The 23,839-nt window shown below is 61.1% G+C and carries 26 protein-coding genes; 10 read left to right on the forward strand and 16 right to left on the reverse strand.

What is annotated here, in order from left to right; all coding sequences use genetic code 11:
- Window positions 1-172: 172 nt before the first annotated feature.
- Together BN2694_RS08355 and BN2694_RS08360 are read right to left on the reverse strand one after the other, a co-directional pair.
- Window positions 173-331: a ribbon-helix-helix protein, CopG family gene (locus tag BN2694_RS08355; RefSeq protein ID WP_135663970.1), complete on the reverse strand. Its 159-nt coding sequence runs from the start codon at window positions 329-331 to the stop codon at window positions 173-175.
- A gap of 84 nt (window positions 332-415) precedes the next feature.
- On the reverse strand, window positions 416-2,047 hold the full coding sequence (locus BN2694_RS08360) for a sensor histidine kinase (RefSeq protein WP_135663971.1): 1,632 nt from the start codon (window positions 2,045-2,047) through the stop codon (window positions 416-418).
- A gap of 153 nt (window positions 2,048-2,200) precedes the next feature.
- Between BN2694_RS08360 and hisG the strand changes: the two genes are divergently transcribed.
- Entirely contained in the window at window positions 2,201-3,049 is an 849-nt protein-coding gene (gene hisG / locus BN2694_RS08365; RefSeq protein WP_135663972.1) for an ATP phosphoribosyltransferase, read from the forward strand.
- 24 nt (window positions 3,050-3,073) lie between these two features.
- On the opposite strand, the gene BN2694_RS08370 is transcribed toward hisG, so the two are convergent.
- Together BN2694_RS08370 and engB are read right to left on the reverse strand one after the other, a co-directional pair.
- A complete protein-coding gene (locus BN2694_RS08370; RefSeq protein ID WP_135663973.1) occupies window positions 3,074-3,985 on the reverse strand; it encodes an NAD(P)/FAD-dependent oxidoreductase in 912 nt (303 codons plus the stop codon).
- Between the two features lie 190 nt (window positions 3,986-4,175).
- On the reverse strand, window positions 4,176-4,802 hold the full coding sequence (engB, locus tag BN2694_RS08375) for a GTP-binding protein EngB (RefSeq protein WP_135663974.1): 627 nt from the start codon (window positions 4,800-4,802) through the stop codon (window positions 4,176-4,178).
- A gap of 82 nt (window positions 4,803-4,884) precedes the next feature.
- On the opposite strand from engB, the gene BN2694_RS08380 reads away from it, so the two are divergent.
- The 9 genes from BN2694_RS08380 (at window position 4,885) to BN2694_RS08415 (ending at window position 11,367) form a co-directional block, all read left to right on the forward strand.
- Entirely contained in the window at window positions 4,885-5,151 is a 267-nt protein-coding gene (locus BN2694_RS08380) for a hypothetical protein (RefSeq protein WP_135663975.1), read from the forward strand.
- A 245-nt stretch (window positions 5,152-5,396) separates the two neighbouring features.
- Complete coding sequence (locus BN2694_RS08385; protein WP_167879987.1) at window positions 5,397-6,863, forward strand: hypothetical protein; 1,467 nt, start codon at window positions 5,397-5,399, stop codon at window positions 6,861-6,863.
- 104 nt (window positions 6,864-6,967) lie between these two features.
- Entirely contained in the window at window positions 6,968-7,345 is a 378-nt protein-coding gene (locus BN2694_RS08390) for a hypothetical protein (RefSeq protein WP_135663977.1), read from the forward strand.
- Window positions 7,346-7,485: 140 nt separating this feature from the next.
- A complete protein-coding gene (locus BN2694_RS08395; protein WP_135663978.1) occupies window positions 7,486-7,860 on the forward strand; it encodes a hypothetical protein in 375 nt (124 codons plus the stop codon).
- A gap of 354 nt (window positions 7,861-8,214) precedes the next feature.
- The gene (locus BN2694_RS08400) at window positions 8,215-8,676 is read left to right on the forward strand and encodes a hypothetical protein (protein ID WP_135663979.1); all 462 of its coding nucleotides are present in this window, start codon (window positions 8,215-8,217) and stop codon (window positions 8,674-8,676) included.
- 110 nt (window positions 8,677-8,786) lie between these two features.
- A complete protein-coding gene (locus BN2694_RS08405; RefSeq protein WP_135663980.1) occupies window positions 8,787-9,005 on the forward strand; it encodes a zinc ribbon domain-containing protein in 219 nt (72 codons plus the stop codon).
- A complete protein-coding gene (locus BN2694_RS17065) occupies window positions 9,005-9,166 on the forward strand; it encodes a hypothetical protein (protein WP_167879988.1) in 162 nt (53 codons plus the stop codon). The genes BN2694_RS08405 and BN2694_RS17065 overlap by 1 nt, the downstream gene beginning before the upstream one ends.
- A gap of 107 nt (window positions 9,167-9,273) precedes the next feature.
- A complete protein-coding gene (locus BN2694_RS08410) occupies window positions 9,274-10,557 on the forward strand; it encodes a TIGR00341 family protein (RefSeq protein ID WP_135663981.1) in 1,284 nt (427 codons plus the stop codon).
- Between the two features lie 66 nt (window positions 10,558-10,623).
- A complete protein-coding gene (locus BN2694_RS08415; protein WP_135663982.1) occupies window positions 10,624-11,367 on the forward strand; it encodes an SIMPL domain-containing protein in 744 nt (247 codons plus the stop codon).
- 13 nt (window positions 11,368-11,380) lie between these two features.
- Here the strand turns inward: BN2694_RS08415 and BN2694_RS08420 are convergent, their stop codons facing one another.
- From BN2694_RS08420 to BN2694_RS08470, 12 genes are all read right to left on the reverse strand, one after another.
- Window positions 11,381-12,427: an amino acid ABC transporter permease gene (locus tag BN2694_RS08420; protein ID WP_135663983.1), complete on the reverse strand. Its 1,047-nt coding sequence runs from the start codon at window positions 12,425-12,427 to the stop codon at window positions 11,381-11,383.
- The gene (locus tag BN2694_RS08425) at window positions 12,424-13,158 is read right to left on the reverse strand and encodes an amino acid ABC transporter ATP-binding protein (RefSeq protein ID WP_135663984.1); all 735 of its coding nucleotides are present in this window, start codon (window positions 13,156-13,158) and stop codon (window positions 12,424-12,426) included. Before BN2694_RS08425 ends, BN2694_RS08420 begins: the two co-directional genes overlap by 4 nt.
- Window positions 13,155-13,316 carry a hypothetical protein gene (locus tag BN2694_RS17070; protein ID WP_167879989.1) on the reverse strand — a complete coding sequence of 54 codons (162 nt, stop codon included), beginning with the start codon at window positions 13,314-13,316 and terminating at the stop codon, window positions 13,155-13,157. Before BN2694_RS17070 ends, BN2694_RS08425 begins: the two co-directional genes overlap by 4 nt.
- Window positions 13,313-14,032 carry an amino acid ABC transporter permease gene (locus BN2694_RS08430; RefSeq protein WP_135663985.1) on the reverse strand — a complete coding sequence of 240 codons (720 nt, stop codon included), beginning with the start codon at window positions 14,030-14,032 and terminating at the stop codon, window positions 13,313-13,315. Before BN2694_RS08430 ends, BN2694_RS17070 begins: the two co-directional genes overlap by 4 nt.
- A gap of 9 nt (window positions 14,033-14,041) precedes the next feature.
- Complete coding sequence (locus tag BN2694_RS08435) at window positions 14,042-14,812, reverse strand: basic amino acid ABC transporter substrate-binding protein (RefSeq protein WP_167879990.1); 771 nt, start codon at window positions 14,810-14,812, stop codon at window positions 14,042-14,044.
- A gap of 493 nt (window positions 14,813-15,305) precedes the next feature.
- Complete coding sequence (locus BN2694_RS08440) at window positions 15,306-15,974, reverse strand: class I SAM-dependent methyltransferase (RefSeq protein WP_135663986.1); 669 nt, start codon at window positions 15,972-15,974, stop codon at window positions 15,306-15,308.
- A 271-nt stretch (window positions 15,975-16,245) separates the two neighbouring features.
- Complete coding sequence (locus tag BN2694_RS08445; protein WP_135663987.1) at window positions 16,246-17,802, reverse strand: ABC transporter substrate-binding protein; 1,557 nt, start codon at window positions 17,800-17,802, stop codon at window positions 16,246-16,248.
- Between the two features lie 5 nt (window positions 17,803-17,807).
- The gene (locus tag BN2694_RS08450) at window positions 17,808-20,117 is read right to left on the reverse strand and encodes a dipeptide ABC transporter ATP-binding protein (RefSeq protein WP_135663988.1); all 2,310 of its coding nucleotides are present in this window, start codon (window positions 20,115-20,117) and stop codon (window positions 17,808-17,810) included.
- Window positions 20,114-21,022 carry a nickel transporter permease gene (gene nikC / locus BN2694_RS08455; protein WP_135663989.1) on the reverse strand — a complete coding sequence of 303 codons (909 nt, stop codon included), beginning with the start codon at window positions 21,020-21,022 and terminating at the stop codon, window positions 20,114-20,116. The genes BN2694_RS08450 and nikC overlap by 4 nt, the downstream gene beginning before the upstream one ends.
- Window positions 21,019-21,987: a nickel ABC transporter permease gene (gene nikB, locus BN2694_RS08460; RefSeq protein ID WP_135663990.1), complete on the reverse strand. Its 969-nt coding sequence runs from the start codon at window positions 21,985-21,987 to the stop codon at window positions 21,019-21,021. The genes nikC and nikB overlap by 4 nt, the downstream gene beginning before the upstream one ends.
- Before the next feature lie 20 nt (window positions 21,988-22,007).
- Window positions 22,008-22,511: a GNAT family N-acetyltransferase gene (locus BN2694_RS08465; protein WP_167879991.1), complete on the reverse strand. Its 504-nt coding sequence runs from the start codon at window positions 22,509-22,511 to the stop codon at window positions 22,008-22,010.
- A 277-nt stretch (window positions 22,512-22,788) separates the two neighbouring features.
- Window positions 22,789-23,757 carry an NOG1 family protein gene (locus tag BN2694_RS08470; RefSeq protein ID WP_135663992.1) on the reverse strand — a complete coding sequence of 323 codons (969 nt, stop codon included), beginning with the start codon at window positions 23,755-23,757 and terminating at the stop codon, window positions 22,789-22,791.
- Window positions 23,758-23,839: the final 82 nt, after the last annotated feature.

Below are 23,839 nucleotides of genomic sequence, written 5' to 3' on the forward strand. Positions count from 1 at the left end.
TGTCAAGATCGGGTCGCTGGGCTCGACAGTAGTTTGCGTCCTCGCGACGATAGAACGGTTCGACGAAGCGTTCTATCTGTTGGCGGCCCGATGGTACTTGCGGCAGTTATCTTCTTGACGTTGCCCGCCCGCGCCCGGCCAAGCGATGCGCGCTGACGCCTCGATCTCCCCCTCAATCCTCCCGTCCCTTCAGCCACTGATCCAGACACTCCCGGATCGCCGCCTCGCGGTTGTCACGGTGGTCCCGGAAGGCCTTCGCATCGAGGGCCTCGAGGGTCTCCTCGTCGAACGCGACGGTCACCTCCTCCAGATCCGCAAGGACGTCGTTCATTGTCCGTAACCGGGGGACGGCACCGACTAATAGGTTCGTCAGCCAGTCGTCCGACGCCGGGGTGTGATTCGAATTCGCAATCGTTCACGTCCGGATCTCGAAACGCGACCCCGTCTCGACGTCGGCGAGTTCGATCTCCCACTCGTGGGCCGCGACGATCTGCTCGACGATCGCGAGACCGAACCCGGTCCCGTTCTCGGCCGTACTGTATCCCGACTCGAAGACCTGCTGGCGTTCCTCATCAGGAATGCCACGTCCGTCGTCTTCGATGAAGAAGCCGTTCTCACCGTCGAGCGGCCCGACCGTGACGCTCACGTCTTTGCCACCGTGCTCGACTGCATTCCGGAAGAGGTTCTCGAAGAGCCGCTGGATGCGCTCCGGATCGCCGAGGATGTCACGGTCGTCGTCGACAACCAGTGCCGCGTCGGCGGTCTCGACCATCTCCCAGGCGTCGCGTGCGATCACTTCGAGGCTAATGCGTTCGCGTTCCTCGATAGGCTGTCCCTGGCGGGCCAGCTGAAGGACATCCTCGATGAGGGCCTCGATGCGGTCGAGCGCCTCACTCGCGGTTTCGAGGTGTTCATTGTCGGCGGCCTCGTCTCGGGCGAGTTCGAGTCGCGCCTGGGCGACGTTCAGCGGATTCCGGAGATCGTGAGAGAGCATGCTGGCGAACGAATCCAGCCGGTCGTTCTGGCGCTCAAGTTCATTGCGGTACTGCTCTCGGTGGGTCTCGTCGGTGAAAACGAGTGCCCGTCCGAGCGAGGCCTGGGAGGCCGAGAACCGCTGCTCAGTCACGCGGTAGTAGCGCGTCTTGCCGTCCCGATGGGCCGTCACGAGTGGATCGTCCGCTTCGAGTTTTTCCGCACACCGGGGGGCGATCGACGCGAACACTTCCCCGATAACCGACCGGTCGGACAGTGCCGGGACGAGACGCCCCGCCGCGCGATTGAAGTCCCGGATTCGGTCGCTGTCGTCGAGAACGATCACCGGATCGTCTCGGTCGCCGGCCAGCCGGATCGTCCGAAAACGCTCGAAATAGACGAACGTCAATCCGACGGCGAAGGCCGCGACGCCGATCGGTTCGTAGGTAATCTCGATCAGGTCGGGGACGACCATCCCGAAGACGTCGAAAGAGATTGGCAACGCCGTGAGAGCGAGCAACACCACCAGCGGACGGGTGTCGTGGCTCACCTGACGAAAGCGCTCATAGAGCATGAAGTACCCGACCGTCGCAAGGGCGTAACTCCCGGCCATGACCGCCCAGTGCAAGGTAGTACTCTCGATGGCGACGTGGGCAAACGGTGTCGAAACGACCTCGCTGGTGAAGTACAGCCCGTGGAAGCCGTTCGTGAGCTTCACGGCGACGATGGCGAGAAAGACGACGACTGCGGTCCATCGGATCGTCGGATCACGGTGCAACGACCGACCGGTGTAGGCCGAACAGAAGTACAGCCATCCGCCGATCGTGCTCAGGCCGACGACGAGACCGATCTGGTAGAGTACAACGGCCAGTTGTTCGTTCGCCGTCGCCAGGTAGCCGACAGTAGCCAGCGCCCACCCGCCGCTGGTGAGCAGGAGTGCAACCAGCCCACGCCGGGTGTCGCCCTCGGCGATCCGGTTGACCCGGACCGCACTGACGAACGTGGCGACAGCCGAGATCCCGAAGATCGCCAGATACCAGAGTCGATCACCCAGTACCGGAACTCCGTCGATCATCGGTGACTCGACTCACCTGTCCAGTCCATAGGATATGTTCCGTATCCAACGTAATGAATGCATCTGCCGGGGGAGTATCGGTCTGTCCCCGAGCCGTGTCGAAATCTCGAAGCGTGCCGAAAGACAATTGCGGCTCTCGCCCGGAAGGAGGGTATGCGCATTGCCTTGCCCAACAAGGGCCGGCTACACGACCCGAGCGTCGACGTCTTAGAGCGCGCCGGGCTCCACCTCGTCGACGGCGCTGATCGCCAGCTCTACGCACAGACCGTCGACGAGGACGTGACCGTGCTATACGCTCGCGCCGCCGACATTCCCGAGTACGTCTCGGACGGCGCTGCAGACATCGGTATCACGGGATTCGATCAGATACAGGAGGCCGGCCGCGAGAATCTCGTCGATCTGCTCGACCTCGAATTCGGCGAGTGCAAGCTCGTGCTGGCGGCCCCCGAGGACGGCGACGTCGACGCGCCGGGGGATCTCGTAGGCGGCACCATCGCCACGGAGTTCCCGAATGTGACCCGGGCCTATCTCGACGAGGCGGGGATCGACGCCGAGATCACGGAGGTTTCGGGCGCGACGGAACTCACGCCGCACGTCGACATCGCCGACGGCATCGTCGACATCACCTCCACGGGGACGACCCTGCGGATGAACCGCCTCGAAGTGATCGACGACGTCCTCGAGAGCTCCGTCCGACTCGTCGCCCGCGAGGACGTCGCCGACGACCCGAAGATCAAGCAGATCCGGATGGCACTCGAATCGGTGCTGACCGCCGAGGACAAGCGCTACCTCATGATGAACGTCCCCGAGTCCCGCATCGAAGACGTCAAAGACGTCATGCCGGGGATGGGCGGCCCGACGGTGATGGACATCGCCGGGACTGAGGACGTGGCCGTCCACGCCGTCGTCGAGGAAGGGTCGGTCTTCGAGACCATCAACCGGGTGAAGGAACTCGGCGCCAGGGACATCCTCGTCACCGAGATCGAACGGCTCGTCGAGTGAGTTGCCGGTCGTCTTCCGGCCGTCTCAGGCCTCGACTTTCTTGTAGTCGACGTACTCGCCGCCCCGAAAGTCCTCTAAGAGGTTGATCGCCGCCGTCGTGCCCTCGCCGACGGAGACGTTAACCTGCCGCTGGCCACCGGTCAGGTCGCCCGCCGCATAGACACGATCGACGCCCGTGTACTGCTCGCCGTCGACGTCGAGATAATCGCCGTCCCGCGGAATCCCGAGCATGTCCCCGATGTCAGTGCCGCCGGCCGCACCGAGCGCGACGAAGACGCCCTTGACCTCGATGACGTCCCCCGATTTCAATTCGACGCCCTCGACGACGCTATCCCCGACGATCCGATCGGCCGGTTCCTCGATGATCTCGATGCCCTGCTCGGCCAGCCGCTCGATCAATGCCTCGTCCATCTCCAGCTCCGTACCGTTGGTCAGCACCCGTACGTCGTCGGTGTAATCCAGCAGCATCTCGGCCTCCTTGGCGGCGTAGTTCCCGGCCCCGACGACCGCGACCGGCGCGTCCTGATAGAAGAAGGCGTCACACTCGACGCAGTAGGAGACGCCGCCGCCCTCGAACTCGTCGACGTCCTTGATCGCCGGGCTCTCGTAGGACGCCCCGGTCGCGAGGATGATCCCGCGAACCTCGTACTCCTTGCGTTCGGTTTCGATCACGTAGCCGTCGCCATCCTCGCCGACCCGGACGACCTCCTCTTGGACGATCTCCGCGCCGAACTTCGTCGCCTGCTGTTGGCCCGCCTCGACGAGTTCCGGGCCGCTGGCGCCCTCCGGGAAGCCATAGACGTTTTCCATCCAGTCGACATCCCTGGTCGTCCCGTCGCCCTTGTCGAAGACGAGCGTCTCCTGATCTGCGCGTGCGGTGTAGACGGCGGCGGCCAGTCCGGCTGGCCCGCCACCGATGATTGCGACATCAGACATTGTGTACATACTATACAATACTGTGGAATATAAACGACTCGATCCACGCGAGTATATCCCGAACGTGGCACGAAATAGCGCACCCTAACATGGTACAGAACAGTACATCACCCGGACGGATGCGGCCCGCCAGTAGTGAACGATATTCGAAATACAATCCGCTCGCAGAAAGCAGGCGAAGGACGGGTTCCTACCCGACGGAGAAGAACTGGAAGAGATCATCGCGTTCGGCGTCGTGGAGGTGCGTCCGGACGGCTTCGTTCATCGCGTTGATCGACCCACGTTTGGCGGTGATCGGCGCGATGGTGTCCTGCCACTGTTTCCATGGTGGATGCAGGCCCAGACGATCACACAGTTCGTTCAGTCGCTCGTCGCGGTCGTCGACCTTGTCCATCTTGTTGACCGCGACGACCGGCGGGATCCCGACGTCCCGGAGGAAGTGAAACAGTTCGACGTCGTGGGGGATCTCGTCGGAACCGGAATGGCGATCGATAATGTCGATGACGCTCTTGCCGTCGACGACGAGCACGCCGACCAGAATCTGCTCGGCGTATTCCTCGACGTACCGGACGACGTCGGTCTTGATCTCCTCGCGGGCCTCGTCGGGAACGCCTTCCATGTAGCCAAAGCCCGGCAGATCCGTCAGGACGAAATCCTGGCCCGTCCAATCGTAGTGGTTGGGTTCGCGAGTCACGCCCGGTCGCTGTCCGGTGTCGAAGGTATGGCCGGTCAACTCCCGCATGAGCGTGGACTTGCCTACGTTGGATCGCCCGAGGAGGACGACCTCAGCGTCGCGGTCCGGCCGCGTCTCGAACATAGCCGGTCTAGGGCTCGCGAGCGGAAAGGAGCCGCGATCCCTCGGCAGAACTCCGTTGGGCGTGACGGGTCAGCCACCGGGCATGAACGTCGGTCGCGCCGTGGGAGTGGCGCTGCTCGCACTAGTCGACGCGACGGCCGCCGGATTGCTCGCAGGGTTCGCTACGCTGTGGCTCGTTCCGTTTCTGTGGGCGAGCGACGCGGTGCTGGTCGCCACGATCGTCTTCGGTGTAGTCACCGGAACCGTACTCGCGATCGCGCTGACGCTAGCCCACCGCGGCGAGCAGCCGTTCCCCGCGACGCGTCTGGCCCTCGGCGTCCTGGATCGATTGCCGCGTTGGTGGCCGTGAGAGTGAGCATCGTCGACTGTCGAGGAGCGTTTGGGACTTCAGCGTCTCGCCCCGCGATCGGACAGACGGTTGGCGCGCATTTCGAAGTGGCCCACAGTGCCCGGTGTGAACTCGATACGGATTGGTTCCGACATTTCGAACCAACGTGCAGGTCGAACTACTCACACGAATCAAGGATGATTTTTCACTAGCATCTCGAAGGTTTAGGACTACCAAATATCAAAATGTAAATACCATTCTCCAGAATGGAAGACTGGTTGTTCAGAATGTCTGAACAGAATTGGTCCCGCGAAGCGAGTCGACGCACGGTCCTCAAGACAACTGCGGCTTCGATCGCCGGGCTCTCCGGCGTGGGGAGTTCATTGGTATCCCTCGGCCGGGGTGCCGAGGGGTCGAATCCGCAACCAGTTACCGATCCCGAACCTGCACCTGCGCCCTCGATTTACATCGCATCGGACCTGCAGGAGTTCAACTGGCCAATCCTCCTCGGGAACGAGCGAGATTCGATGGCCGACGCACTCACCGGCTACGTTGACGATGCCACAGTTAGCCGGGAACAGAAACGGACTGCCCGTGAATCTCTAAAAGACATCTGGTCAGAAGTTGAGATCAAATCTAAGACCAAGCCCTGGCATGTGATCCAGAAACAACGTGAAAAAGAGGGACGGGACAAACCGAAAACACACGACAGCGACCTACGAGGAGGGCAAGGCCACAAGAAGAGACAGAAGTCCCAGAAAGGAGGCAACGCCAAGCCCCAAATTCGGCGTGATGATAAAACGACAGTGTACAAATTAAAAGGAGACAAACAGAAGGCAAAGACGGTGTTGGATGATGCCGAACGAACAGTCCGTCAAACCGGAAATATCTCTGTAGCTACAAGCCAGGACGCAGAATCTCTGGCAAGCCTATCAAGCGTGATCGAGTCCGGTGCGACTTCATCTGGTGAAAACGAAGAAGGTTCCGAAAACATATCGCCTCAATGGAAGGGGGGTGACGGTGACGGGAACTATGACGGCCACAACTATCTATCACGTTGGGCGGGGAAGAATATGAATATTGACGATGAATTATCAGAGACACTATCAAATAATGCCCCAAAGCCGGATGACTGGCCATACGATTTCCCACCGGGAACGATTCCCCAGAAATTCGATGGAACGCCCACGGGCGAAGATTTGGCGCAGTCATATGCACATGCCTGGAACCCGTTAACAAAGATCGGTCATGCTGATCATTTCTTAGACGAGCGAATGAACAATGCGGTAGACCACGCCGAAGAGAGTACCGAACGGTATCAAGAAGTCGGCTATGCTATGCACTTTCTCCAAGATCTCGGAAACCCATTACACACTAATATGTTCGAAGAGCAATTACGTAATAGGTGGGTTCACTTTAAATATGAACGAAAAGTTGCGGACTATCTCGAAGACGGACACATAATGACGAGAAATATTGAGAATATAGAACAGTATAATCCTGTACCAGATCCTCTCCCATGGGAAGGTTCGAAGTGGGGAGAACATGGACACCAATTAGCGACATTCTCTGCAAATTATGCATCTGATTTCCTCACCATTATTATAGAACATGAAGGCGAGGATCCACTGGCAAACAGTAATGCGTTAGTGACTGATACACAAAAAGTCCTCGAGAAAACGACGAAGTACTCCATGGGGCTGATTGGAGAGATCCACCCTCGATACGAGTGACTATTCAGGTCGTGGATACTATGAGCACAATTGGATGGAAGGGATTGGTAATCACCGCCATGATCTGTAGTGTGATCGCCCTCAGTGGGTGCTCGGGAGTCCAAATGGAATACGATACGTCACCAGAACCACAGGAGGAACTGGCAGGCTATAATCTCACTATCGGCGAACCGACGACTGGCGTGGCCTTCGACGGGATGTTTATCCAAAGCCAGTCCCATATGGGAGGTTCAGCATATCTCGAGCTTCGAGAGCACCCGGAAGCCCTCACGTCAGTCAGAACGATCCGGATCCAGGAAAATGACACACAGATGCATGAAGAATATGGACAGAAAGAACCTATGAACGCGGACAGGGGCTATAGCTTCGAACTGGAAACCCCAATCTATCCTGATACGAACAAATATCGGTATCGGGTAGAAGCCTTGAACGAATCGGACGCCGTCATCGATGCGGTCAACGTCACGATCGTGGACACCTAGGGCCAGCGTAGTGGACTGAATTTATCGAGAACAATTATTGATCGTCCAAGGACCATATGATGGCAACTCATTATAGAACACTCCTGGTCTCGACGTTGCTCTGTGTCGTGCTCATCACCAGTGGCTGCTCGGGAGTCCAAATGGAATACGATACGTCACCAGAACCACAGGAGGAACTGTCAGGCTATAATCTCACCATCGGCGAACCGACGACCGGCGGGGCCTTCGATGGCATGTATATCAAAAGCCAGTCCGCGGAGGGAGGGACAGCAAGTCTCGAGTTGCGAAAGCGCCCGGAAAGCCTCACGTCCCTCAGATTGATCCGGACTCAGCAAAATGACACACAGATGCACGACACGTTGTGGACCATGGAAGTGAACGAGGATTCGGACTATAGCTTCGGTCTAACAACCCCTATCTACCCCGATACGCACAAATACCGATACCGAATCGAGGCCCTCAACGAATCGGACGCTGTCATCGATGCAGTCAACGTCACGATTGTGGATATCTAGCGCCAGCATAGTGTACCGGATTTATCGAGAACAATTATTGATCGGCTAAGGACCATATGATGGCAACTCATTATAGAACACTCCTGGTCTCGACGTTGCTCTGTGTCGTTCTCTTCACCAGCGGGTGCGTGGGACTCTCCGCAAACGACGGCCCACCGAGTCAATACAACGTCACCTTCGATAAGCCAACGACAGGGGCCGTCTTTTCGGATCTCTCGCTATACAGGAACACATGAATGACAATCCAATAGATCATGTTGAAGAGTAAACAAAACAATCATTATCGTGGGCCGAAATGTTTTCGGCAGATCTAATAGCCGAATTGACATAATATACGTGACACCACTGGTAAAGATGGACAATAAAGTATGGTTGATCGTCTCTATTTGTCTTGCAGTAACAGTGCTGGGCGGCTGTCTGGAAGCCAATGAGTCACCTCCGACGAGAATACATACAATAGACGAAAATCCCACTCCAAAGGCGGCTTCAGCCTCGTTTACGGCCCCGTTGACAGGGGATGTTTTCTCTACGGTGGGATACGTGTCTACCACGGCAAATGATCTTCACTATAAGATTCCCCGTCTCGATAATCGGAAAATAGACCGAATCTATGTGGAAACTATACCCACTTCCGGTAGTGATACATCCGAAACAGGGTACGACGGAAAGAGTACAATATATGAGGGGTATGCCATTGTCACGCTCGAATTTCCGCTAGATGAAGACTGTACTACAAACCAATACCGTATCATTGCAGAAAACGAAACGAGAGGCGTCATAGACGGTATCAACGCTACGGTTGAGAGAGTGCAATGAGTGAGCAATGGATAGACTCCCGTACCGGAGGACTCACTAGATATCTTGAAGTAGATATGGAACTTGAGTTCGTAACAACGTTTTTGGTGGGCCATTGAATACGCCCCTGTATGGTCCCCGAATCAGACTCCGAACGCGGCTGTCCAAAGTGTGGGCACGAAGAGACCGATGTCGGCGAGATCTCGACGACTGGCGGCGGCCTGAGCAAGATGTTCGATATCCAGACGAACAGCTTCAAGGTCGTCTCCTGTACCAACTGTGGCTATTCGGAACTGTACCGGGACACGACCTCCGGAGCGAGCGACATCGTGGACGTGTTCCTGGGGTAATGGTTGCCAGCGTGATCGCCGTCCTATTGGTGGTCATGATCGGGCTTGCCCTACCGCTGGCCCTCTATCGGTTCGTCCGCGCCGAACACGACAAGCGGGAGACGATGACTCGCGACGATGCCGAACGGGCCGCGCGACGGGACACCCACGAGAAGCGGTAAGTTCGCCGCCAGCGCGGGTCTCTGTCCACGAATCACGACACGACATCGGCTGACGTTGCAGGCCACCCAACCACAGGTATTTGGGCGTACCGACCGACGAGCCGGGTGTGCGACTCGTTCAGGTGTCGATCCCGGCGGGCAAACGCGACGCGATCGAGGACGCCCTGGACGCCGAAGATGTCGACTACATCCTGACTGACGAGACCAGCGGCCGGGAGTTTACGGCCGTCGCGTACATCCCACTGCCGACCAACGCCGTCGAACCGGTGCTCGAACGGCTCCGCGAGGCCGGCATCGACGAGCAGGCCTACACCGTCGTAGTTGAGGCCAATACCGTCATTTCACGGCGGTTCGAGGAACTCCAGGATCGCTATGCCGAGGAAAAGAGCGAGGAACGCATCGCCCGCGAGGAACTCACCTCGAAGGCCGCCGACCTCGCCCCGGCGACCTGGAGCTATGCTGTCCTGACGGTCGTCTCCGCGGTGATCGCCACTGCCGGACTGCTGTTGGACTCGCCGGCGGTCATCGTCGGCTCGATGGTGATCGCACCGCTGATCGGCCCCGCGATGGCTGCAAGCGTCGGGACAGTCGTCGACGACGACGATCTCTTCCGGCGGGGCGTGGGGCTGCAGATCGCGGGGCTCGGACTGGCAGTACTTAGCGCCGCCGTCTTTGCCTTCCTGGTGCGAAACCTGTTTCTCGTCCCACCTGGGCTCGACGTCACGTCGATCCCGGCCGTCCGAGAGCGTCTCCTGCCGGACTTCCTCTCGCTGGTGGTCGCGCTCGGGGCCGGTGTCGCGGGTGTGGTCAGTCTCTCGACAGGCGTCTCGACGGCGCTGGTCGGCGTCATGATCGCCGTCGCGTTGATCCCGCCCGCGGCGACGGTCGGGATCGGCATCGCCTGGGGGTTGCCGACAGTCAGCCTCGGATCGGGCGTGTTGACGCTGGTGAACGTCCTCTCGATCAACCTCGCCGCGCTAGCGGTGCTTTGGTACCTGGGCTACCGGCCGACCCACTGGTTCCGGGAAGACGACGCCCGTTCGCAGACACTCAAACGCGTGCTGGCGCTTGCCGCGGCCATCGCCGTCCTGTCGGTGTTTCTCGGCGGGGTCACCTACGACACCTACACGCGGGCGACCGTCGACGGCCAGATCGACGAGGCCGTCGCCAAAGTGGTTGCCGAGACACCGGGGACGACCGTACAGGACGTCTCGATCGAGCGATCAGGCGGACTGTTCTTCCAGCAACCGCGGCGGATCGTCGTCACGATCGGTATCCCGCCGGATAATGGCCCTCCCGATCTGGCCGACCGACTCGACGACCGTCTCGACGACGTTGTGGGGCGTGACGTCACAACGGAACTCCGGTACGTAACGACTGAATCGGCCTGAACGAGACTCAAACGTTCGTTTGACCTTGGGATAGGGGCTTTTAGTAGCGGGTCGAATCTGGTAGTGATGCGTACGAACAACATACTCCTCGTGGTAATCGCCGTTGCAGTGACGGCACTGGCGGCGGTCGGCGTCGCAGCCGCCGTCTCGCCGAGTGCACAGACGGACCAGCCAGCCAGACAGATCGAAGTCGGAGCGTCGGGCGACGTTTCGGCCGAGCCCGACCAGGCGCTCGTGCGCGTCGGCGTCGTCGCGACCGCCGACGACGCGGCGACCGCCCGTGACCGGGTCGCCCAGAACGTGACTGCCCTGCGATCGACGCTGGAGGAACTGGGAATCCCCGACGACCGCATCGAAACGGCCCACTACAACATCCGGGACGTGCGCGAGCGTCCCGAATCCGAACAGACCAGCGAGTACCAGGCGATCCACACCTTCGAAATCACCCTCGAGGACATTGACCGCGTCGGTGACGTGATCGACGGCGTCGTCGACAGCGGCGCAAACCGGGTAGAGGGCGTCTCCTTTACGCTCTCGGACGATCGCCGCCAGGAACTCCGCCAAGACGCACTCCGGAACGCGATGGACAACGCTCGCGAGGAGGCCGGGACGCTGGCTGATAGCGCCGACCTGACCATCGAGGGCGCGGCCTCGATCAGCGCAAGCGACGTCAGCGTCCGGCCCTACCGCGTCGAGCAATCGATGGTCGCGTTGGAGTCCGGGGACGCCGGCGCGTCGACGACGATCGAGAGCGGCCCGGTCGACGTCTCGGCGTCCGTCCAGGTCGTCTACAACGCGACGACGGCCTGAGCTGGGTAAGCGGTCAGTCACTCGCCGCCGACTGTCCGAGTCCCGGAATCGAGACGACCGTCTCGAAGCGAGACATCGCCAGCGCCGTCGTCAACACGAGCGCGAGATAGAACAGGCCGACGACGACGTAGATATCCGTATACTGGAACGTGTCCGAGGCGATGTCCCTCGCGCGCTGGAACAGCTCGGGGACGGTGATGAACGTCGCGAGCGAGGAGTACTTGATCAGGTAGATAAACTCGTTGGTCCAGCTCGGGATCGCGAGTCGCAGTCCCTGTGGGAGGACGACGTGACGAATCGCCTGCCGTTTCGAGAGGCCGACCGCGCGCGCGGCGGTCATCTGCCCGGCGTCGACCGACTCCAGGGCCGATCGAATATACTCCGCCTGGTAGGCCGAGGAGTTGATCGTGAACCCGATGACGGCGACGGCCGCCGCTGCCCGGGGGATCGGCGGCTCGCCAGTGAATCCGACCCAGCGGGCGACGTCCGTAAGCGGGAGCGCGAAGTAGACGAAAAACAGCTGGGCGAGCAACGGCGTCCCGCGGATGAGTTCGGTATACGTCAGGGCAATCGCCCGCAAGAGCGTGCCACCGTAGGTCCGGGCTACGGCAACCGGGATCGCAACGACCAGCCCGAACAGGATCGACAGGATCGTCAGGTAGACCGTGACGAACGCACCCTCGGCGAATGCGGGGGCGATCGTCGTCGCGAACCCGGCCAGATCAGCGAGCCAGACCGCCCAATCGAGCAGGACGCTGGCCGGACCGAGCGGGTCCGCGACGCTCGCGATCGCGTTGGCAACTGCCTCGAAGGGGGCCGCCGGGACCCACCCCTCGCGTGCCTGGACAGCAACCTCCGAGCGGACGAGATCCGGAAATCCGAGCGCCGTGACCACCGCGTCGAGGACGGCGTTGTGATAGGCCCAGCGCGCGAACAGCCATACCCAAAAGACGGTGCCGATCGCCCCGAGGGCGAGGCGGCGGCGAGCCGGTAACTCCTCGACGAGGGACCCGCGGTCGTCGGCGGGATCGGTCACCGTTTGCGCTGGTCCGTCGGTCATTGCTCGAGGTCAGTGAGTTGGCCAAGGAACTCGGCGGTGCGGTCGTTCTCGGGGGCCTCGAACAACTGTTCCGGTCGACCTCGCTCGACGATCTGTCCGTCTTCGAGGACGGTGAGCGTGTCTGCGGCAGAGCGAGCAAAACCCATCTCGTGGGTGACCGATAGCATCGTCATTCCCTCGGCGGCGAGGTCGGCCATCACGTCGAGGACTTCGCCGACGAGTTCCGGATCCAAGGCGCTGGTCGGCTCGTCGAACAACATGAGTTCGGGCTCCATCGCCAGTGCCCGGGCGATCCCGACGCGCTGTTTCTGCCCGCCGGAGAGTTCGGCGGGGTGGGAGTCGGCCTGATCGGAAAGCCCCACCTGGTCGAGATAGGCGTCGGCGCGCTCGACGGCCGTCTCGTGATCCAGCTCGAGTACCTCTTCGAGGCCGAGGGTGATGTTACCTCGTGCCGTCCGGTGGGCAAAAAGATTGAAGTCCTGGAACACCATCCCAACGCGCCGCCGGAGGGCATTCTCGTCCATCGCGTGGATCGACTCGCTGTCGAGAGTGATCGTCCCTCCGTCGATCCCCGTGAGTCGGTTGACACACCGCAACAGCGTGGACTTACCAGCCCCGCTCGGACCGACGATCACTTCGACGTCCCCGCGTTCCATCGCGAAACTGACGTCGCGCAGTACGTCTTCTTCCTCGAAAGACTTCTCGACGTGTTCGAATTCCAGAAGACTCATCGGTTCGGTCCCTCCGTGGTCACGTAGGTCGACAGTTTGTGGATCGTCCGGCTCATGGCACTCTCCCGAATCGAGCAGTCCGACGGTCCTGGGTTCGCCCGGCCCACAGCGCCCGCCCGAATCGAGCAGTCCGTCGGTCCCAGGTTCGTCTGGCTCATGGTTCGGTTCCCTCGGGGATCGCGTAAACGTCACCCAGATAGTCCAGCGTGCGGTTGGTCGTGAACGTCAAGACGAAGTAGATCACGCTGATGATGACAATGACCTCGAACATCGCGCTGTCTCGCCCCGGCTGGAGATAGAGGTTCTCCGCGCGGGTGAGCAGTTCCACCAATCCGATCGCAAAGGCGACGCTGGTGTCCTTGAGAACGATCGTGAACTCGTTTTGGAAGCCGGGGATCGAACGCCTGATCGCCTGTGGCAAGATGACGTGTCTGATGGCCTGCATGCGGGTCAGCCCGACCGACCGTGCTGCTTCCATCTGGCCGTCGTCGATCGACTGAATCGACCCGCGGAACACCTGGCTCTGATAGGCCCCACTCCGAAGTCCGAGCGCCAGCGTCGCCGCGACGAAGGCGTCCAATCGTACGTCAAGCAGCGGGACCGTTCCGAGGCTCGGAATCGGGAGCCCGTAGAAAAAGAGGAATATCAACACGACGATGGGCGTCCCGCGGAGGACGACGCCGATGGTGCTGACGGCCCCTCTGAGTCGACCCGATCCGTATGCTTCGATGGCGCCGGCGGGGAACCCGGCGAGTAATCCGACCAGGAGACTGCTCGCCGTCAGCAGGACCGTCACAACCGTTCCGAGGAGCAGCCACTCCCAGTTGGCGGCGATGAACGCCAAGTCGCCCGTCTGGAGCACGGTCGAGACCATCGAGAATCCTTACTCGAACCACTCGGAGACGAGGTCATCGTACGTGCCGTCCTCGCGAATCTCGGCCAGAGCGTCGTTGATGTCGGCGAGTCGGTCGTCGTCCTGGCGCATCCCGAGACCGAACTGTTCGCCGGTGTCGATCTCGAAGGCGATGGCGACCGACCGCTCTGCCGAGAACGTCTCGGCGACCGGGATGTCGATCACGACGGCATCGACGTTGCCGTTCTCCAGATCCTGGACGGCAAGCGTGTAGTTGTCGTACTGGCGATAGTCGCTCTCGCTGATCGTCCCCTCCTCGATGAGGTCTTCGATCTGTCCCTCGCCGGTCGTCCCGCCCTGGGCACCGACCCGCCGACCCGCGAGGTCCCCAACGCTGCTTGGCTGGAAGTCACCGCCGTCACGGACGAGGACGGCCTGGCTGGACTCCCAGTACGGATTCGAGAAGTCGATCTGTTCTTGGCGATCGGGTTCGATCGTCATCCCTGCGGCGATGAGGTCGAGATCGGCTTCTTTGAGCGATGGGATCAGCGTGCCGAAATCGATGTCGACCCACTCGCCGACCTCGTAGCCGGCCCGGCCGATCACTTCCTCGGCGAGGTCGATGTCGAAGCCGACGACCGTCCCGTCCTGGGTGTACTCGAAGGGCGGGAAGGCCGCGTTCGTACCGGGTGTGATCGTGTCGTCGCTACCGCCCTGACAACCGGCGATGACGCCGGCGGTCCCGACGGCACCGACAGTCCTGAGGTAGGCGCGACGATCCATACTGAATTCACGGTTCATGTTCGTGTACGCTGTCCAGCGTCTATTTCAGCGTTTCGGACGCGTCGAGCCGTGAAACCCGGAAAATCACAGGCAAGTGGTACGAAATGAGGATGATCGATCGTTTTACTCGGGTGGGCGTCAGCACGTTGAGTGTGCTCTCACAGGCCGATTCCTCGAAGGATAGTGCCGGCTTATATCCGCCGGCTTCGACTGCCACGTCGAGAAGATCATCACGCAACTTGGCCCCGATCGCCTGGGGCTGTATTTGCTTCGGTTAGTTTTGGTACGTGACGGGGACGTGGTGGCGGCCCCACTCAGTTCACCAGGTTCCATTGGGACCTTGACCGCGTTGGATCGAAACGATTGTGCCGGACGGTTTCGGATCGCTTGTGACTACCGCCGTCGTCTTCTGGTTGCAACGATATTACAGACACCCAAACAGCCACTCGCCGAGCGCTGATGCACTCACGCGTCGAGGACAGCAAGACGCTTCTGGGACTTATTTCAATGCTCAGAGCGGTACGTCGCCACGGACGATATAGCGCTCGTTTTCGATGTCGTTCCCCCAGAAGACGGCGTCAGTCAATGGTTTCGAGACTACGTCTGCCAGCCCCCGGTCACGAAGGAACGCTTCCATCTGCTCCGCGAACGGGCCGTCATACAGCGGCAGGTCCTCGTGGATATCCGCGTATTCGTCCCAGGGCTCATCGAAGTCCCAGTGGCCTTCGACGAGTACGAGACGCCCGCCCGGGCGCAGGACGCGTATCCACTCCCGGATGGCCACAACGGGATTGGGCAGCGTCCAGACGAGATGCCGGGCCGTCACGACATCGAACGAATCGGCGGGGAACTCCAGGGATTCGGCGTCACCCTGCCGGAACTGGAGGGAAGCCTCGACTTCGGCGGCGTTGGCTCGGGCGCGGTCGATCATCTCGGAGGCATAATCGACGCCGGTAACGTCGTGGCCCAGTTCCGCCAGCAGTAGCGAGACGACGCCGGGGCCACAGCCGACATCGAGAACCTGCTTTGACTCGCCAGTCCACTCCCGCAGGACCGACACCCATGCGTCGTGCTGGGCCTCGCTGTGGATGGCGTGCTGGCTGTCGCTCTCGTAGGTTTCGGCGCGCCTGTTCCAATACTGTTCGACGAGTGCTTTGGGCTCGTCATCTGGCGAATCCATTAGGCGGACACCTCCCAGTGACCGTCTCTGTGAGCTGTTGGCCTGGATCGTTCCGGCGAAATCGGGGCTGTGTATGTTGTCGTGGGAACGTTCATTGGCTGTCCTCGATCGATACCGTCGCATTCTATCGAATTGGGCCGGACTGTATTGGTGTGGAACATTGGATGGGGTTCTGGGGGGTGATGTGCCATTGTGTTAATCTCGTCTGTGGGTCGTGTCGGGCAGCTATGCTGAGAGGCAATGTCGGAGACAGTTCCGAGACTGACAGCGATCACGCCTCAGGGAGTGTTATCGATTCGACCCCGTAGTCGCTCTCGGTAGGATGGGGCTGGTAGCCATCGAGACCTGCCGATGTCGCCACGACGTTCGTATAGTAGGTCAGCAAGGCCGTGGGTGCTTCCCGAAGCGTGATCGCCTGGACCTCGTCGTATTTTTGCTTGCGAGTCTCGTAGTCCATCGTCGCTCTGGCTGTCTCCAACAGTGTATCGACAGTCTGGTTTTCGTAGCCGTGTTCGAGCGTCGATTGCTCGGAATGATACATATCGCTCAGCCGTTCGGGATCGGGATACCACAGCATCGATAGCGACATCAGATAACAATCGAAGGCGTCCTGTTTGGTCTGTTCCATCATCGTCGCGTACTCGAAGACCGACAACTCGACGTCGATCCCGATCTCTCCGAGCTGGCTCTGGATGACCTCTCCCATGAGTGGCAAACGCGGGCGTTCATTGTATGCAAGAAGCTCGATCGACAGTTCTGTGCCGTCTCGCGTACGAACGTCTCCCTGGCTGTCGTTCGTCCAGCCAGCCTCCGATAGTAGCGTCCGGGCAGTCTCCGGATCGTAGGCATAGCCATCGAGGTCCGGGTTGTGCCAGCGCTCGACGGAGTCAGGGAACGGCCCGACGGCCGCTTTCCCGACGCCTTCGAGGACGGTCTCGACGATCGTGTTCGTATCGATGGCGTAGTTGATGGCCTGCCGGACGGGAATCTCGTCGAACGGTGTCGTTGTCGTATCGAACACCAGGAAGCGACATCGCGGGATCTGATAGGCCTCGACATCGATATCGGCGGCGGTTTCCAGTGGATCGACGTCGCTCAGCGACAGAATGCGAGCCATCTCTAGATCCCCGTTCTCTAATTTGAGTCGCCGCGTCTGGTCGTCGGTGATCGTTTCATACCGGACGGACTCGACGGCCGGGATCGCCCCGTAATACTCCTCGTTTCGGACAGCGTTGATGATTGTCGCTCCCTCCCAAGACTGCACTTTCAGTGGCCCGGTACCGATCACCGCCGAGACGTTGCCGTCCTCGTAGGCCGCCGGCGAGAGGATGGCTGTCTTGGGACGAGTGAGGTGGGCCGGCAGCGAGACCAGTGGACTCGCCGTTTCGACGGTCACCGTCAGGTGGTCGCTCGCACGAACGTCGTCGATCGGGATTTCGGCAAACGCCGGTGAGTTGACCGCACGTTGGAGTGACCTGACGACCGCATCGGCGTCCATCGTCGTTCCATCGTGGAAGGTAACTCCCTCTCGAAGTGAGAACTCCCAGTGGCGGGCCGAATCGTCGCTCGTCCAGTCAGTCGCCAGCTCTGGCACGGGCTCGATATCGTGGCTGACGCCGACCAGCGACTCAGTAAGGCCAAATCGCTGTAATATCAACCCCCCGTCGAGGGGATCGGGTTTCGGTTCCCACGTCGAGGCGATACGTAGCGTCTGTGACTCGTCTTCACCCGACGAGAGACAGCCAGCAACGGCGAGTGCCCCGCCTGCAGCTGCACCTTGCAACACTGTTCGTCGACTGATCGGCTGTGAGTTGGTTTCGTTTGCCATGTGTATCAATTGTCAGTAGTCGCACCGCTGTTCGATGTCTCGCTGTTCGCTCCCGGCGACTCTCCGCTGGTCGGCTGGTTTGACTGCTCGGTACTGGACTCGTGGGCCTTGTCGGGTGGCGCTCGCTGTCCCTCCGGGACGGCAGAGCTTCTGGACCCCCCTCCGTCCGGCTCCTCGGGGTGGTGACATCGTGTGTGAACCGCACCGAGCGGTTCAAACGACGGGTCGCACTTCCGACAGATGTCGGTCTCAGCCGGACATCGCGAGCGAAAGGCACACCCGGACGTTGCTGGTTGCGGTGTCTGTGCCATCCCGGTATCTGTGTCCGTCTCGGCATCGATTCCCGGAATCGCGTCCAGCAATGTCCGTGTATAGGGATGAGATGGGTCGGTAAAGACCGCCGTTGCCGGGCCGACTTCGACGAGCTGGCCGAAGTACATGACTGCCAGTCGGTCAGCCATGTGGTGGACGACTTCCAGATCGTGTGAGACCAGAAGATACGTCAGTCCGAGGTCGCGTTGCAGCGAGGCGAGCAGATTGAGAATCGTTGCCTGGGCTGAGACGTCCAGTGATGCCGTCGGTTCGTCGAGCAACACGATCGACGGACCCAACGCGAGGGCCCGAGCGATCGCCACTCGCTGGATCTGTCCGCCCGAGAGTTGTCGGGGCTGTCGCTCGGCGTATTCGACCGGTAGCCCGACCGAGTCGAGCAAGGATTCGACACGTTCGTCCCGCCGCTGTCGCCCCCATCCGGCTTCGTACAGCGGCTCGGCGATGACTTCCCGGACGGTCTGTTTCGGATTGATACTGCGCTGTGGGTTCTGGAAGACGACACCGATCTCCGAACGCTGGTCGGCCGTTCGTCCGTCGACGCTACCGACAGCCTCGCCGTGTAAGCGAACGGTCCCCGCGGTCGGCGTCTCCAACCCGGCGATCAGCTTAAGCAGGGTCGATTTCCCACACCCGCTCTCGCCAATCAGCCCCATCGTCGTCCCCGCTTGCACCGACAGCGAGACGTTTTCGAGGGCAGTTCGTCGCTCGGCCGCCCCGACGAGTCGGTCCGTGATCGCATCCGACGTTCGGAAGGTTTTGCTCAGGCCGTCCAGAGCGAGGATCGGGTCCGATCCGTCTGGCGTAGTGTCGGTCTCACTCGCGGCGGCCGCCGGGGTACCGCTCACGTCGTTCTCGCGGCGCGCACCTGAGTCGATCCCCGCGGACTGTCGATCCGTCGAAGCTGTCCCCCCGTCAGCAGCGTGCTGTCCGTCGATAAGTGCCGGGGCCGTTCGTTGGACAGTCCGGGGTTCTCGCGCGCTCGGAACGGCACACTCGACGGTATGACTGGGGGCGACCTCGACGGTCTCAGGTGGCCCATCACGGCAGGCCGCAGTCACGGACGGACAGCGGTGGGCAAACGGACAGCCTGACGGCGCGGTAGTCCGCTCGGGGACGTCACCGTCGATCGTCGGTAGAGTGGTCCCGGGTTCCGAACGCCGTGGAATACAATCGAGCAGAGACTTGGTGTATGGGTGACTCGGGGCCGTCAGTACCGCGTCGGTCTGGCCACGCTCGACGATCGATCCGTCGTACATGACGAGGACGCGATCACATAGCTCCGAGACGAGACCCAGATCATGGGTGATGAACAACATACCCATGCCGTACTCGCGATTCAACGTCCGGAGGGTCTCGTGGATCGCCGCCTGTGTCGTCGTATCCAGGGCTGTCGTCGGTTCGTCGGCGATAAGTAGTGACGGGCGACGTGCCAGCGCCATGGCGATCATGACACGCTGGCGGAGACCGTCACTCAGCTGGTGTGGGTAGGCATCGATCCATTCGTCAGGCTGGTGGATGCCCGCCGCCTGCATGGCCTGTCGAACCTTCGCGGGGTTGTTCGTCTGTCCGTGCCGGCACAGATGGGACGTGATCTCACCGAGCAGGGACTGTTGGCGTGGCTGCTTGCGGATCCGCACGGCTTCGTCGATCTGTTCGCCGACGGGAAATCCGGGATTGAGCGAGGACGCGGGATCCTGGAAGATCGTCGCCAGTTCCTGACCGCGTAGTCGCCCAAGCGTCCGTTCGTCGGTTTCGGTGAGATCAGTCCCGTCGAACGTGATCGTCCCGCGGGTGATCTCGCCGGGCGCTTCGAGGCGGACGAGCGAGTTGGCTGTTGCCGATTTCCCACAGCCACTCTCGCCGACCAGCCCGAGGACCTCACCCGCCTCGAGTTCGAAAGAGACGCCATCGACTGCACGGACGGGACGGCCGGCTGTCCGAAATCGAACTGATAAGTTCTCGACAGTGAGGGAGTTGCTCATGCTCTCCTCCGTTGTTCGAGGGCCTGTTGATCCGGGTCCAGAAGATCCCGCAGGCCATCGCCAAGGAGATTGAACCCAATGACGGTCAGCATGATTGCGACACCGGGGACCGTGATGAGCCACCACGCCGACCGAAGGTGATCACGGCCGGCATTGACCATCATGCCCCACTCGGCGGTCGGTGGCTGTGCGCCGACGCCGAGAAAAGACAGGCTGGCGACCGAGATGACGACCGTTCCGAGATCCAGCGTCGCCAACACGATGACCGGATTCATCACGTTCGGTAGCAGGTGTCGACCGGCAATGCGCCAGCGGGGGGTTCCATACAGTTTCGAGGACTGAACAAAGGAGTTGTTCTTCACCGAGAGGACGCTACCCCGGACGACCCGCGCATACGAGGCCCAGCCGACGACCGAGATTGCAAGGACGATACTCCCCAACCCGGGACCGAGAATGCCGGCGACGACAAGCGCCAGAATGAGTCCCGGGAAGGCCAGTTGGACATCGACGAGACGCATCAAGGAAGCGTCGACGATGCCGCCGGCAAGGCCTGCGACCAGTCCAAGGACCGTCCCGACGACCAGTCGGATCGCCGTCACGAGGAGGGCAAGTCCAAGCGAGAGACGAGCCCCGTAGACCAGCCGTGTGGCGACGTCGCGCCCGAGTTCGTCTGTCCCAAGTGGGTGTGCCAGCGAGGGCGCTGCCAGTCGGGTACGAAGAGCCTGGGTCGCCGGATCGTACGGTGTCACCAGCGGCCCCACGATCGCAACCACGCCCAGCAGGGCGACGATCGCGCCCCCGAGTGTGACTTTCGGCGGGGCCGACCGGACCCGACGTCGCCCTGAATCGATCGCGGTCCGGACTGACCGGAGCGTCGGCCACCGGGCGAGTAGCTGGTCGATCACGACCGAACACCCGACTCGACCTGTGGATCGATCGCGACGTATGCCAGATCGACCAGCTGGTTGATCAAGACGAACACGATCGCCGTGACGAGGACGACGCCCTGGACGACGGGATAATTCCGGGCAAAGACCGCATCGACCAGGAGCGTCCCCAGACCCGGCCGCTGAAAGACGACTTCGACGACGACGGCCCCGTTCAACACGAAGCCAAATTGTAGCCCGATGACTGTCACGACCGGGATGAGCGCGTTGCGAAGCGCGTGTTTATAGACCACGAGACGCTCGCGGACGCCCTTCGAGCGCGCAACGACGACGTAATCTTTGCCCAGTTCATCGAGGACCGACGTGCGGACGATCCGGGTGATGATCCCGGCCATCGCGGTACCGAGCGTGATCGCAGGTAAGACGAGATGCCCAACTGTGCCCGATCCCGAGACCGGTGTCAGTCCCAGTCCCAACGAGAAGACGAGAATGAGAAGATATCCCAGCCAGAAGTTCGGGATCGAGACACCCAGCAGCGCCCCGATCTGAGCGGTATGATCGATCCACGTATCGTACTGGACAGCACTGAGAATGCCAAGCGGGATCGCGATCACGACCGCAACGACGATCGCCGCGATGGCTAACTCGGCAGTGTTTGGCAAATGCAACGCCAGCAGTTCCCGGACGGATTGGCTACCGTAATACGACGAGCCAAAGTCCCCGTGAATCGCGTCGACGAGCCAGGATAGATACTGCTGGACGAACGGTTCGTCCAGTCCGTGCTCGGCTCGAAAGGCGGCCATTTCGGCGGCCGTCGGCTCACGCCGTAGCTGCTGGGCAAGGATCGTATGGGCGGGGTCGCCGGGCGTCAGATAGATTAGCCCGTAGGTGATCAGCGACGCTCCCAACGCGACGACGCTGACCGAACATAGCCGGGAAAGACCACCACGGACTGCCCATGAGAGATCCCGCCTGCCAGGCATGCGATTCATCATCGGAACGGTCACAACGGCTTTTCGTAGAAAATGACTTCTCCATCGAGTATCGGGTGTGGTTCCCGATGGGTCTCCTCGTAGCCGTTGTCCTCGTACAGCGATTGGGCGACGGTCAACACATCGTCTGTGTGCAGGGTGATGCGATCGAACGCTTGCCGGCGTGCGAACCCCTCCAGCTTCTCGAGCAGCGCCGTTCCGTACCCCTTCTGCTGGTGTTTCGGCATGACGCGCAAGCGTCGCAGTTCGATCGCATGCTCCTGTGTGGGTGCCATTCCGCCGGTCGCGATCACGGTTCCGTCGAGACAGCCAACGAGGAACGTCCCGCCAGCCTCGAAGTAGTGTTCCGGAATGTTTCGCAGGTCCGCATCGAAGGAGGGCTTGGAAACGAACGGCAGCGGTGAGTCTTCGATAGCCGTTTTGTGGACCTCCCAGACACGATCGGCATCCGTGGGCTTGAAACGCCGGACAGTCAGCGGGCGAGCTCCCGAATCAGGGACCAGGGACTGGCTCATATGAGATTGCTGTAACAGAATGGGAATAAGTATTACGAATCTTCTCCCCAGTAATACTGGCCTGGACCCTACCTGAGTCATTTGAGACTGGGTGGCCAGGCTGGCGATGGATAGCGCGAGGTTGTGGCTGCAACCGACAACAAACGCAAGGAAATATCGATCGTCCGTCAGGTGATCAGCTGCATCGGGATGGCATACGCTGGCCGTCCTCACATCACGAAAGTCGGGACAGCTCGTTGTGGCCTATTAGCCACCGGAAACAAACCGATCAGTCCGCTCACTCCTCGAATGGTAGTTCGGGCTCGTACCCGACGGCTTCGATCGCTGCGTCGAGAACGCCCTCGACGTTGTCGTCCTCGGTGACGCTCATGTAGTGGTCAGCCTCCACGCTCCGTGATCGGTCGGCTTTGTTGGCGACCGTCAGGACGGGGGCGTCCTCGAAGCGTTCGACGACATCGTCCCGGAGATCGAGTTGCACGTCGATCGGGAAGCCACACTCGCCACTGGCATCGACCATGACGAGTACGGCATCTGCGAGGTGCTCCAAGGCACTGATCGCCTGGTTTTCGATATCGTTGCGCTCCGCCGGTGGCCGATCGAGCAAGCCCGGCGTGTCCACCAACTGGTAGCGGATGTGATCCCGTTCGACGTGACCGACGTGGATCTGCGTGGTCGTGAACGGGTACGCGGCGATCTCGTTGTCGGCCCGCGTCACGCGGTTGACGAACGAGGACTTCCCGACGTTGGGGTAGCCCGCGACGACGATTGCTGGTTCGTCGGGCCGGATGTCGGGGAACGCTCGGAGTGCGTTTCTGGCCTCGCCCAGTGCCGCGAGGTCGTCGCTCACCTCGCGGGTAACGTCCGCCAGCCGGGCGAACGCTTGCTTGCGGAGCTTGCGCGCGCCGTCGACATCGGCGTTACGCAGCCGCGACTGGTACTCGTCGCGGATGTCGTCGGTCTTTCGACTGGCCCACGTGACTTCCGAGAGGTGCTGTCGCAACTCGTCGACGCTACGCTCTGCGTCGGCCAGTTCCCGGTAGAACGGGTCAAGGTCGTCGAAGTCCGGCCAAGCCGTGACGACGTTCTCTAAGTTGTCCGAGAGGATGTTCGACGCAGTCTGGAGCATCGACTCCTGGGCCTCGTGGCCCTGCTTGGCTCGGCCGGACCGGGCGGCCCGCGAGAAGGCCTTGTCGATGAGTTCCTCCGACGTCGGGGTCGTCGGGAGGTTCTCGAATGGATGGCTCATTGGGCGTTCGTAACCCGCGCGGCGGGAAAAGGACCGCGAATCCGGCTCGTCCGGGCCGCAAGCCCGCTGTGCTGGGTAAGTC

This window comes from Halorhabdus rudnickae (genome assembly GCF_900880625.1).
Classification (GTDB): domain Archaea; phylum Halobacteriota; class Halobacteria; order Halobacteriales; family Haloarculaceae; genus Halorhabdus; species Halorhabdus rudnickae.